At 70.3% G+C, this 11,474-nt stretch carries 13 protein-coding genes; 3 read left to right on the top strand and 10 right to left on the bottom strand.

The features are described from left to right. The first annotated feature begins 64 nt into the window (after window positions 1–64). Window positions 65–574, top strand: coding sequence for a single-stranded DNA-binding protein (ssb, locus tag OG2516_RS03300; RefSeq protein ID WP_007254195.1), 510 nt, complete (start codon window positions 65–67; stop codon window positions 572–574). Window positions 575–742: 168 nt separating this feature from the next. Here ssb and phoB read toward each other — a convergent pair whose 3' ends face one another. The 7 genes from phoB to OG2516_RS03335 form a co-directional block, all read right to left on the bottom strand. Continuing rightward, the gene (gene phoB / locus OG2516_RS03305; protein WP_007254196.1) at window positions 743–1,435 is read right to left on the bottom strand and encodes a phosphate regulon transcriptional regulator PhoB; all 693 of its coding nucleotides are present in this window, start codon (window positions 1,433–1,435) and stop codon (window positions 743–745) included. A gap of 4 nt (window positions 1,436–1,439) precedes the next feature. Further along, window positions 1,440–2,171, bottom strand: coding sequence for a phosphate signaling complex protein PhoU (gene phoU, locus OG2516_RS03310; RefSeq protein ID WP_007254197.1), 732 nt, complete (start codon window positions 2,169–2,171; stop codon window positions 1,440–1,442). Then, a complete protein-coding gene (gene pstB, locus OG2516_RS03315) occupies window positions 2,168–2,965 on the bottom strand; it encodes a phosphate ABC transporter ATP-binding protein PstB (RefSeq protein ID WP_040614940.1) in 798 nt (265 codons plus the stop codon). The genes phoU and pstB overlap by 4 nt, the downstream gene beginning before the upstream one ends. Before the next feature lie 20 nt (window positions 2,966–2,985). Next, complete coding sequence (gene pstA, locus OG2516_RS03320) at window positions 2,986–4,314, bottom strand: phosphate ABC transporter permease PstA (RefSeq protein WP_007254199.1); 1,329 nt, start codon at window positions 4,312–4,314, stop codon at window positions 2,986–2,988. Continuing rightward, entirely contained in the window at window positions 4,314–5,771 is a 1,458-nt protein-coding gene (gene pstC, locus OG2516_RS03325; protein ID WP_007254200.1) for a phosphate ABC transporter permease subunit PstC, read from the bottom strand. Before pstC ends, pstA begins: the two co-directional genes overlap by 1 nt. A 65-nt stretch (window positions 5,772–5,836) precedes the next feature. Beyond that, on the bottom strand, window positions 5,837–6,871 hold the full coding sequence (locus OG2516_RS03330) for a substrate-binding domain-containing protein (RefSeq protein ID WP_007254201.1): 1,035 nt from the start codon (window positions 6,869–6,871) through the stop codon (window positions 5,837–5,839). A gap of 162 nt (window positions 6,872–7,033) precedes the next feature. Beyond that, window positions 7,034–8,074, bottom strand: a complete 1,041-nt coding sequence (locus OG2516_RS03335; protein WP_007254202.1) for a sensor histidine kinase — start codon at window positions 8,072–8,074, stop codon at window positions 7,034–7,036. Window positions 8,075–8,236: 162 nt separating this feature from the next. On the opposite strand from OG2516_RS03335, the gene OG2516_RS03340 reads away from it, so the two are divergent. Continuing rightward, window positions 8,237–8,605 carry a hypothetical protein gene (locus OG2516_RS03340; protein WP_156799265.1) on the top strand — a complete coding sequence of 123 codons (369 nt, stop codon included), beginning with the start codon at window positions 8,237–8,239 and terminating at the stop codon, window positions 8,603–8,605. Window positions 8,606–8,609: 4 nt separating this feature from the next. On the opposite strand, the gene OG2516_RS03345 is transcribed toward OG2516_RS03340, so the two are convergent. The 3 genes from OG2516_RS03345 to OG2516_RS03355 are packed head-to-tail and all read right to left on the bottom strand — an operon-like array spanning window position 8,610 to window position 10,653. Next, window positions 8,610–9,131, bottom strand: coding sequence for a gamma carbonic anhydrase family protein (locus OG2516_RS03345; protein WP_007254204.1), 522 nt, complete (start codon window positions 9,129–9,131; stop codon window positions 8,610–8,612). Next, window positions 9,128–9,766, bottom strand: coding sequence for a guanylate kinase (gene gmk, locus OG2516_RS03350; RefSeq protein ID WP_040614943.1), 639 nt, complete (start codon window positions 9,764–9,766; stop codon window positions 9,128–9,130). Before gmk ends, OG2516_RS03345 begins: the two co-directional genes overlap by 4 nt. 2 nt (window positions 9,767–9,768) lie before the next feature. Beyond that, the gene (locus OG2516_RS03355; protein WP_007254206.1) at window positions 9,769–10,653 is read right to left on the bottom strand and encodes a YicC/YloC family endoribonuclease; all 885 of its coding nucleotides are present in this window, start codon (window positions 10,651–10,653) and stop codon (window positions 9,769–9,771) included. Window positions 10,654–10,846: 193 nt separating this feature from the next. Here OG2516_RS03355 and OG2516_RS03360 point away from each other — a divergent pair, with 193 nt between their 5' ends. Beyond that, entirely contained in the window at window positions 10,847–11,461 is a 615-nt protein-coding gene (locus tag OG2516_RS03360) for a PAS domain-containing protein (RefSeq protein ID WP_007254207.1), read from the top strand. The last annotated feature ends 13 nt before the right edge of the window (window positions 11,462–11,474 follow it).

Here is an 11,474-nt window from a genome sequence, read left to right on the forward strand (position 1 = left end):
GCTCCCGTGCGAGCCTAGGGTGGCCGACGATTCGAGACAGACACGGATACAGGAGGCGGGCGCCATGGCCGGCAGCGTGAACAAGGTGATCCTCATCGGCAATCTCGGGCGCGACCCGGAGACCCGCACCTTCCAGAACGGCGGCAAGGTCTGCAACCTGCGCATCGCGACGTCCGAGAACTGGAAGGACCGCAACACCGGCGAGCGCCGCGAGCGCACCGAGTGGCACTCCGTCGCGATCTTCTCCGAGCCCCTCGCGCGGATCGCGGAGCAGTACCTGCGGAAAGGCTCCAAGGTCTACATCGAGGGCCAGCTCGAGACCCGCAAGTGGCAGGACCAGTCCGGCGCCGACCGCTACTCCACCGAAGTCGTCCTGCGCCCCTACCGCGGCGAGCTGACGCTGCTCGACAGCCGCGGCGAAGGCGGCGGCGGGGGTGGCGGCGGCTACGACGACCGCGGCGGCTACGGCGGCGGCGGCGGTGGTGGCGGCTACGACCAGGGCGGCGGCAGTGGCGGCGGCTACGGGGGCGGCAGCGGCGGCGGTGGCGACATCGACGACGAGATCCCGTTCTGAGCTACCCCGGCCCCTGCGCGGGCCCGACCGTCCGGCCTGCCTCCGGCGGGGATATTTGACGAACAGAGACGGGGGCGCCGCGCTCTTCGTCTCTGTCCTGAAAATATCCTGGGGGGTGAATTGGCCCTTGGGCCAAGAGGGGGGCGAAGCCCCCCTGCCCCGCGCGACTCAGCCCAGGGCGTAGCCCGCGCCGCGCACCGTGCGGACGGGGTCGCTGCCGCCATGCGCCGTGAGCGCCTTGCGCAGGCGGCCGATATGGACGTCGACGGTGCGGGTGTCGACGTAGATGTCGCGGCCCCAGACCCGGTCGAGCAGCTGGTCGCGCGACCAGACGCGGCCGGGCTTCTCCATGAAGGTCGACAGCAGGCGGAACTCGGTGGGGCCGAGCTTCAGCGGCTTGTCGGCGCGGGTGACGCGGTGGGTTTCGGCGTCGAGCACGAAGTCCTCGAAGGTCAGCACCTGCCCGACCGTCGAGGGCCGCACGCGGCGCAGCTGGGTGCGCACGCGGGCCATGAGTTCGGAGACCGAGTACGGCTTGACCACGTAATCGTCGGCGCCGGTCTCGAGGCCGCGGACCTTGTCGACCTCCTCGGAGCGCGCCGACAGCATGATGATCGCCACGTCGCGGGTGTCGGGGCGCGACTTGAGCTGGCGGCAGACCTCGATGCCCGACAGGTTCGGCAGCATCCAGTCGAGCACCATCACGTCGGGCCGGTCCTCCTGCACCAGCATCAGCGCCTGCTCGCCGTCCTCGGCGCGGCTGGTGCGGAAGCCCTCGGCCTCGAGGTTGTAGCCCAGCACCTCGCGCTGCGCCGGCTCGTCCTCGACGATGAGCACGTGCGGCTGTCCCGCCCCGGCCACGGCCTCAGCCCTCCGTCCCGAGGGTCGAGAAGGAGGTGCTGTCGGCCTTGGGACGGGCCTCGTCGGGGACCTTGCCGGTCACGAGGTAGATCACCTGCTCCGCCATGTTGGTGACGAGGTCGCCCATGCGCTCGACGTTCTTGGCGATGAAGTGCAGGTGCATGCAGGCGGTGATGTTGCGCGGGTTCTCCATCATGAAGGTGAGGAACTCGCGGAACAGGGCGTTGTACATCTGGTCGATCTCGTGGTCGCGCTGGCGGACGTCCTCGGCGAGGTCGGCGTCGCGCTGGATGTAGGCGTCGAGCACGTCCTTGAGCATCAGCTGGACCTCGCGCGCCATGCGCCGCAGCGCCGCGTCGGTGCCGGTGATCGGCGTCATCTCGGCGAGCACCGAGGTGCGCTTGGCCATGTTCTTGGCGTAGTCGCCGACCCGCTCGAGGCTGCCGGTCAGGCGGATCACCGACAGCAGCACCCGCAGGTCGCGCGAGACCGGCGCGCGCAGCGCGATGCACCTGGCGGCCTCCTCGTTGATCTGCTCGTCGAGCGCGTCGATCGCCTTGTCGCCGGCGCGCACCTTCTCGGCGAGCTCGAGGTCGCGGGTCTCGAGCGAGCGGACGCCGTCGAGGATCGCGGCCTCCACCAGGCCGCCCATCTTCATCACCAGCGCCTGGATGGTCTCGAGGTCGCGGTCGTAGGCGGAGACGATGTGCTGATCGGGATTGGTCATGGCGCTCATCCAATGCGGCCGGAGATGTAGCTCTCGGTCCGGCTGTCCTCGGGGTTGGTGAAGATCGTCGCGGTGTCGCCGAACTCGACGAGGTGGCCGAGGTGGAAGAACGCGGTCTTCTGGCTGACCCGCGCGGCCTGCTGCATCGAGTGGGTGACGATCACCACCGAGTAGTTCTGCCGCAGCTCGTCGATCAGCTCCTCGACCTGGGCGGTGGCGATCGGGTCGAGCGCCGAGCAGGGCTCGTCCATCAGCAGCACCTCGGGCTCGGTGGCCACCGCGCGGGCGATGCAGAGCCGCTGCTGCTGGCCGCCCGAGAGGCCGGTGCCGGGCGCGGTAAGCCGGTCCTTCACCTCGTTCCAGAGCGCGGCGCGGCGCAGCGCCTTCTCGACGATCGCGTCGAGCTCGGCGCGGCCGCGGGCGAGGCCGTGGATGCGCGGGCCGTAGGCGACGTTGTCGTAGATCGACTTCGGAAACGGGTTGGGCTTCTGGAACACCATGCCGACCTTGGCGCGCAGGCGCACCGGGTCGACGCGGCGGTCGTAGATGTCCTCGCCGTCGATCTCGATGTCGCCCTCGATGCGCGCCGCCGGGATCGTGTCGTTCATCCGGTTGATGCAGCGCAGGAATGTCGACTTGCCGCAGCCCGAGGGGCCGATGAAGGCGGTCGTCGTCTTGTCGGCGATCTCGACGCTCACGTCCTTGATCGCGTGGGTGTCGCCGTACCAGACCTGCACGTTGCGCGCGGAGATCTTCGTCTGTTGCTGGCTCAAGAGTGCTTCCGTTCGTCTCAGGTCGTCCATGTCGAGCTCCTGTTGTCGGCTCACCAGCGGCGCTCGAAGCGGCGGCGGAGAAGGATCGCGATGAAGTTCATCGTCATCAGGAACAGGAGCAGAATGATGATGCCACCCCACGCCCGTTCATAGAAGGCCGGGTCGGCGCGCTTGGCCCATTCGTAGATCTGGGCCGGCATCGCCGAGTTGGGATCGGTGAAGCCCGACACCACGCCATCGGGGTAGTTCGAGGCGATGAAGCCGACCATGCCGATCAGCAGCAGCGGCGCGGTCTCGCCGAGGGCCTGGGCCAGGCCGATGATGGTGCCGGTGAGGATGCCGGGCATCGCCAGCGGCAGCACGTGGTGGAACACCGACTGCATCTTGCTCGCCCCGACCCCGAGGGCCGCCGCGCGGATCGAGGGCGGCACCGCGGCGAGCGCGGCGCGGGTGGAGATGATGATGGTGGGCAGCGTCATCAGCGTCAGCACCAGGCCCCCCACCAGCGGCGCCGATTGCGGCAGGCCGGCGAACTGGATGAACACCGCGAGGCCGAGGATGCCGAAGACGATCGAGGGCACGGCGGCGAGGTTGGAGATGTTGACCTCGATGAAGTCGGTGATCCGGTTCTTCGGCGCGAACTCCTCGAGGTAGATCGAGGCGGCCACGCCGATCGGCAGCGCGAGGGCGAGCACCACGAGCATCATGAAGAACGAGCCCAGCATCGCCACGCCGATCCCCGCCTGCTCGGGTCGCTGGTCGGAGGCGTCGGCGCCGAGGATGAAGTCCCAGTTGAACCGCTTCACGACGATCCCCTGCTCGGCGAGGCGGTCGACGAGGTCGAGGTGGGCGGCGTCGAGGTTCTGGTCGCGTGCGAGAGCGTCGCGGGTGACGCGGCCCTTGAGGTAGCCGTCGACGCGCGAGGAGGCGAGGAAGTCGAAGCGCACCGTCTCGCCCATGCGCTCGGGGTTGGCGAGGGCGAAGTCGCGCATCTCGGCGGCCTCGGAGGAGGAGAGGATCTTGCCGAGCTCGGCGGCGTCCATGTCGGTCTCGATGCCCGCGTCGGCGAGTTGCTCGAGCAGCGCGCCGTGGATGATCTCGCGGTACTTCGAGGTCTTGACGATGGAGCTCTCGGCGGCGGCGATCTCTTCGGCGTCCAGCGTGATCGGCACCTCGACGAAGGTCTGGGTGAAGGCCGCCGAGCCGTTGGAGACGATGGCGAACAGCAGCGCCGCGAGGAAGGCGAGGCCGATGCCGATGGCGGTGAGGCCGTAGGCCTTGAAGCGTTTCTCGGCGGCGTTGCGGCGGCGGGTGCGGGCGTCGGTGGCGTGCAGCGAGACGGCGCGCGCGGGCGGCGTGGGGGCGATGGCGTCGGACATCAGTCGTACTGCTCCCGGTAGGTGCGCACGATCCAGAGCGCGAAGACGTTGAGGACGAGGGTGATGACGAAGAGCGTCATCCCCAGCGCGAAGGCGACGAGCGCCTCGGGCGAGGAGAAGTCGGCGTCGCCGGTGAGCTGCGAGACGATCTTGGCCGTCACCGTGGTCATGGCGTCGAACGGGTTCATCGACAGCCGCGCCGCGGCGCCCGCGCCGAGCACCACGATCATCGTCTCTCCGATGGCGCGCGAGGCGGCGAGCAGCACCGCGCCGACGATGCCCGGCAGCGCGGCGGGCAGGATCACCTGCCGCACCGTCTCGCTGCGGGTCGCGCCGAGGCCGAGCGAGCCGTCGCGCAGGGCCTGGGGGACGGCGTTGATGATGTCGTCGGAGAGCGACGAGACGAACGGGATCAGCATGATCCCCATCACCAGCCCCGCCGTCATCACCGCCGTGCCGCCGTCCATCCAGCCGAGGCCGAGCGGCCCGCCGTTGCCGAACAGCTCGACGAGCAGCGGCCCCACCGTCAGCAGCGCGAACAGGCCGTAGACGATGGTCGGGATGCCCGCGAGCATCTCGAGCAGCGGCTTGACGATGCCGCGCACGCCCGGGCTGGCGTATTCCGAGAGGTAGATCGCCGCGAACAGCCCGATCGGCACCGCGACGAGCAGGGCGATGAAGGAGATGTAGAGCGTGCCCCAGAGCAGCGGCAGGATGCCGAGCTCGGAGCCGCCGCCGAAGGAGGGCGACCAGGTGGTGCCCAGGAAGAACTCCGACGCCGGGTAGAGGCGGAAGAACTCGAGCGTGTTGAAGATCAGCGACAGAACGATGCCGAGCGTCGTCAGGATCGCGACCGAGGCGGCGAAGGCGAGCAGCGCCAGCGCGACCCGCTCGACCAGGTTGCGCGCGCGCAGGGCGCTGTTGGTGACGCTCCAGCCCACGGCCGTGCCGGCGAGGGCGGCGGCGATGACCACGATGGCGCGCCACAGGTCGCCCGTGGCGCTCATCGCGCGGTGGGTGCGCGCGGCGTCGAGGATCTCGGGCGTGACCGCCGAGCCGAGCGCGACCCCGACGTCGCCGAGCGTGGCGCGCAGGTCGGTGGCGTCGGCATCGAGCGCGGCGACCTCCTGCGGGCTCAGCGCGCCCTGGGCGACGGCGAGGGCGAGGCCGTCGGCGACCCGGCGCACGTCGCTCATCACGAGAGCGCTGTCGACGCCGTCGGGCAGCATGGCGGCGACGCTGCGCTCGACGAGGAGCGGCTGGGCGATGGACCAGAGCGCGAGCAGCAGCAACGCCGGCAGGAGCGCGGCGAGCGCGACGTTGAGGCCGTAGTAGCTTGGCAGCGAATGCAGGCCGCGGATGTCACCGCCCGCGGAGGCGAGCGCACGGGCACGCCCCAGCACGAAGCCGGCGGCGGCGATGGCGCAGACGATCAGGACGATCACGAGGGCGGACATGGAGGCTCCCGGCCTTGGGGCAGGCAGGGGGCGGCCGCGCGACCCCCCCCTCTCTCCTAGACTGGTTACATGGTTTCTTCGTTGGCGACCTTAGCCTGCGTCGCGGCCAGCTCGGGGTCGGAGACGAGGCCGTAGGCGGCGAGCGGGCCGTCGGGGCCGGCCAGCTCGTCGGCGACGAAGAACTGCGCGAACTCCTTGAGGCCCGGGATCACGCCGAGGTGGGCGGCCTTGATGTAGAAGTAGAGCGGGCGCGAGACCGGGTAGTCGCCCGCGGCGATGGTCTCGGTGGTCGGCTCGACGCCGCCCATGGTGGCGACCTTCAGCTTGTCGGTGTTGTTCTCGTAGAACGACAGTCCGAACACGCCGACGCCCTGCGGGTTGGAGTCGAGCCGCGCGAGCGTCTCGGTGTAGTCGCCGTCGATGTCGACCGAGGCGCCGTCGGTGCGCACCGCCATGCAGGCGCTCTCGGCGGCGTCCTCGTCCATGCCGGAGTCGAGGAAGGCCTGCAGCGCGCCGGTGTCCTCGCAGCCCTGCAGCAGGACCTTCTCCTCGAAGACTTCGCGGGTGCCGTGCTTGGTGCCGGGGATGAAGGCCAGGATCTCGGCGTCGGGCAGGTCGGCGTCGACCTCGTTCCAGGTGGTGTGCGGGTTCTCGACGATCTCGCCGTCGACGGGCAGTTCGGCGGCCAGCGCGGTGAACCAGTCGGAGGCCTCGAAGGCGGTGAAGTCGGGCCCGTCGATGCGGCTGGCGAAGACGATGCCGTCGTAGCCGATGCGCACTTCGATGATGTCGGTCACGCCGTTGGCGGCGCATTCCTCGAGCTCGCCCTCGCGGATCGCGCGGGAGGCGTTGGCGATGTCGATGGTGTTCTCGCCGACGCCCTCGCAGAAGCGGGCGAGGCCGGCCGAGGAGCCGCCCGACTCGACGACCGGCGTCGGGAAGTCGGTGTTCTCGCCGAAGACCTCGGCGACGATCGAGGCGTAGGGCAGCACCGTCGAGGAGCCCGCGATCTGGACGTTGTCGCGGGACTGGGCCACGGCCGCGGAGGCGGTGACGGCGGCGATCGCCAGGCTCGAGGCGGTCAGTTTAGCGATGGACATGACTTGCTCCATTGTTCTGTCAGGCGGGACCGGCACCGGCAGCGTCGGCCCTCGCGGGTCTCGCTAGGGCCCGCCGGCTGCGCTTTTGTGACAGGGATGTAAGACTTTTATGACACACGCCCACCCCTCTCTCATGACGTAGCGGAAGCCTGCCACGGCGGGTCAGGCTGTCGGCAGTATCACCGTGAATCGGCTACCTTTCCCGCGCTCGGACTCGATCCGCAGCCGACCCCGGTGGCGGTTCACGATATGCTTCACGATGGCCAGGCCGAGCCCAGTGCCGCCCACTTCGCGCGATCTGTGGGTGTCCACGCGGTAGAATCGCTCGGTCAGCCGCGCCAGGTGGTGGGAGTCGATCCCCTCGCCGTGGTCGCGCACCGCCAGCCGCACCCCCTCGCCGCGCAGCGACGGCTCCTGGCGTGGCCCCGAGAGCGTGAGCTCGACCCGGCCGCCGCCGGTGCCGTACTTGATGGCGTTCTCGAGCAGGTTGTTGAGCACCTGCCGGACCTGGCCCGCATCGCCGGGGACGCTGAATGGCGCATCGGGCACCCGCACGACCAGCTCGAGCCCGTTCCGCGCCGCCAGCGGCCGAAACAGCTCGGCGACGTCGCGCACCAGGTCGGCGAGCGGCAGCGGCGTCGCCGGGCGCAGCCGCTCCTCCTCCTCGACCCGGCTCAGCGACAGCAGGTCCTCCACCAGCCGCGCCATCCGGCCGGCCTCCTTCTCCATGATCCCGAGGAACCGCTCGCGCGCGGCGGCGTCGTCCTTCGCCGGCCCGCGCAGGGTCTCGACGAAGCCGACCAACGCGGTCAGCGGCGTGCGCAGCTCGTGGCTGACATTGGCCACGAAGTCGCGCCGCATCTGCCCCGCCTCCTCGAGCGCGGTGATGTCCTCGAAGCTCAGCAGCACCCCCCGCCCCTGCTCCAGCGCCGCCGCGGCGGAGGTGACGCGCCAGGTCGTGTCGCGCCCGCCCTCGACGCCGAGGTAGCGCGTGGTGCGCTCGCGCCCGTCGGCGAAGCACTGCTCCACCGCGTCGAGCACGGCCGGCTGGCGGAGCGCGCTGATATAGTGCCGCCCCAGCCCGTCCGTTCCCAGCAGCGCACGGGCGCGGGCGTTGATCGCGCAGACCCGCTCGTCGGACGAGATCAGCAGTGCCGGAAGCGGCAGGGCATCGAGCATGGCGGAGAGCGGCGAGAGGGACATGACCCGCCTCTTAACCGCCTGCTGTACGCTAGGGAAGCTGTATACATCTCCCTTATTTTCTTGACTCGCGTCCTACCCTTCCGGGAAGATCGAAACGTGGGGGCTGGCTCAGGAACCAGCCCGAGGCCCGATCGAGGCGAGGGCGTAACGAGGGATTGAGACATGCGGCTAGCAGCGGCGACTTCGCCTGCCGATAGCCCGGTCCTGCTGGTAATCGGTGCCGTTGATCGATGGCGCAAGTACAACCGGCAGATGTCGGACGGCGGGCTGCACTTCACGAGTTTCGGCAACCTCGACCGGGGGCTGCTCGGCCAGATCGAGCCCGACATCATCGTCTCGCCTCTCGTCGGCCCCGGCTTCGACGCGCTCGAGATCGCGCGCCGGCTCCAGGAGTGCGGCTTCACCGGCTGCTACCGCGCCATTGCCGACAAGCTCCCCCATGCCGATCTCGTCCGCCGCGAAGTGCGTGCCGCCGCGCCGGACGTGGAGTTCGATCTCGTGGACGCGGCCGACCTCAGCGAGCGCGGCTGACCGCTCAGAGCGCGGTGAGGCCCTTGCGGAAGCGGCGGGCGTTCTCCTGGTAGTGCAGCGCCGACTGGCGCAGGCCCTCGACCGCCTCCGCGTCGAGGCTGCGCACCACCTTCGCCGGCGCGCCGATCACCAGCGAGCCGTCGGGGATCTCCTTGCCCTCCGTCACCAGCGCCCCGGCCCCGATCAGGCAGTCGCAGCCGATCTTCGCGCCGTTGAGCACCGTCGCGCCCATGCCGACCAGGCTGTTGTCGCCGATGGTGCAGCCGTGCAGCATCGCCTTGTGCCCGATGGTGCAGCCCCTCCCGATGGTGAGCGGAAAGCCCATGTCGGTGTGAAGCACGCAGTTCTCCTGGATGTTGCTCCCCTGCCCGACCACGATCGGCTCGTTGTCGCCGCGCAGCGTGGCGCAGAACCAGACGGAGGTGTCGGCCTCCAGCACCACCCGGCCCAGCACGTGCGCGCCCGGCGCGATCCAGGCGGTATCGTCGATCTCGGGGCGGATGCCGTCCAGCGCGTAAAGGCTCATGCCGTCTCCTCGAATTCCTGCTGCAGGCTGCGCACGTGCGACAACAGGTCGGGCTGCTGGGGCAGGCGCAGGCGCTCGGCCATCACGATGGTCTTCAGGTTGGTCTCGGTGGCGTCGAGATCGTCGTTGACCAGGACGTAGTCGTAGGCGTCCCAGTGGCTGATCTCGTCCCAGCTCTTCTGCATCCGCTTCTCGATCACCTCGTCGTCGTCCTTGGCGCGCTCGACCAGCCGGCGGCGCAGCTCGCGGATCGAAGGCGGCAGCAGGAAGATCGACAGCACGTTGTCCTTCAGCACCGAGTTGCGGATCTGCTGGGCGCCCTGCCAGTCGACGTCGAACAGCACGTCGCTTCCCGTGGCGATGGCCTCTTCGACGGGGCCGCGGGGCGAGCCGTAGAAGTTGCCGAAGACGTGGGCGTGCTCGAGCATCTCTCCGGTGGCGACGAGGTGGCGGAACTCGGCCTCGGTGCGGAAGTGGTAGTCGTGCCCGTCGACCTCGCCCTCGCGCGGCGGGCGCGTGGTGGCCGAGACCGAGAAGCGGATCGTCGGATCCCACGCCCTGAGGCGGGTCGAGAGGGTCGATTTGCCGGCGCCCGAGGGCGAGGACAGGATGATCAGCAGGCCGCGTCGGGACATCTTCACTCCACGTTCTGTATCTGCTCGCGCATCTGTTCGATCGCCGCCTTCAGCTCGAGCCCGACGGCGGTGAGCGGCTGCGACTGGGACTTGGCGCAAAGCGTGTTGGCCTCGCGGTTGAACTCCTGGGCCAGGAAGTCGAGCCGCCGGCCGACGGGCGCGTCCTCGGCCAGCAGCGCCAGCGCGGCGGTGACATGGGCGCGCAGCCGGTCGAGCTCCTCGGTGACGTCCTGTTTGACGGCCAGCAGCGCGAGCTCCTGCGCCAGCCGCGCCTCGTCGACCTCGGCCACGTCCTCGGCCACGCGGCGCAGCGCGGCGGTGAGGCCGGCGCGGGTCTCGTCGCGGCGCGCTTCGGCGAGGTCGGCGGCGCGGGCCACGAAGCCGCCGATGACGTCGAGCTGCGCGGCGATCACCCGGTGCAGCGCCGCGCCCTCGACGGCGCGCATGGCGACGAAGGCATCGAGCAGCCCGTCGACATCCGCCTCGAGCGCCCGCGCCAGCGCGGCGCCGTCGTCGCCCGCCTCGAGCTCGCCGCCGCTCACGACCCCGCGCCAGCCGAGCACGTCGGCGGCGGTGGGCTGGGCGAGGGTGAGGCCGCGCGACAGGGCACGCTGCTCGATCTCGCCGAGCGCGTCGAGCACCCGTTCGAGCTGCGCCTCGTCGAGCGCCAGCCCCTGCGCCGCCTCCTCCCGTGTCAGCCTCAGCGTCAGGGTGATCGCGCCGCGCGTCAGCCGCGCCGACAGCTTGGTGCGCAGCGCCGGCTCGATCCCGGCGACGCCGTCGGGCAGCCGCAGCCGCAGGTCGAGCCCGCGCGCGTTGACCCCGCGCATCTCCCAGCTCCAGGAGACGCCGCCGGCGGAGCCGCTGCGGCTGGCGAAGGCTGTCATGGATTGCATCATGCCTGCTCCCGCGGTCTGGTTCGCGCACGTATAAGACCGGAGCCGTTCTGCACAAGCATTAACCCGTTTATACTTTGGGCACTTTCGTGGCGGCGGATTGGCGTTATCTTAACAGAAGATGAACGCCGCATTAACTCGCGCTAAAGACGTGCGAGCGACGTGGCGAACCGGAGATGGTCAGATGACGCGCACGATCGATCGGGAAAGCACCTCGGCCGCCGCGCTGCAGGCGGCGATGCGGCAGATGGAGGATTACTGGCACGAGTTGCGCGGTCAGCACCGGCTGCCGCAGCGCCGCGCCGTCGATCCCGCCCGGCTGAGCGCCGCCCTGCCCCACGCGTTCCTGCTCCAGCGCGTCGCGCCGCGCGTCGGGCGGCTGCGCGTCGCCGGGCAGCGGCTGACGCAGTTGCTCGGGATGGACCCGCGCGGGATGCCGCTGAGCACGTTCTTCCACGGAGAGGCGCGCGAGGTGGTCGGCGCGCGGCTGGCCGACCTGTTCGACAAGCCCGCCATCGTCGAGCTGCCGCTCGCCGCCCGCCGCGGCCTCGCCCGGCCGCGCCTGACGGGCCGGATGATCGCGCTGCCGCTGATTGGGGACGACGGGCTGGTGAGCGCCGCCCTCGGGGCGCTGATGGTCGACGGAGAGATCGGCACCCCGCCGCGCCGCCTCGAGATCGGCCCCGGCCTGACCCGCGTCGACCCGCTGGTGCGCCAGCGCCCGCGCCCGGACGAATTCGCGCACGGCTTCGCCGAGAGGCGCCGTCCTTACCTGCAGCTGATCGTCGACAACGACTGACGCCGGGGTGCGC

The organism is Oceanicola granulosus HTCC2516, from assembly GCF_000153305.1.
In the GTDB taxonomy this organism is placed as follows: Bacteria; Pseudomonadota; Alphaproteobacteria; order Rhodobacterales; family Rhodobacteraceae; genus Oceanicola; species Oceanicola granulosus.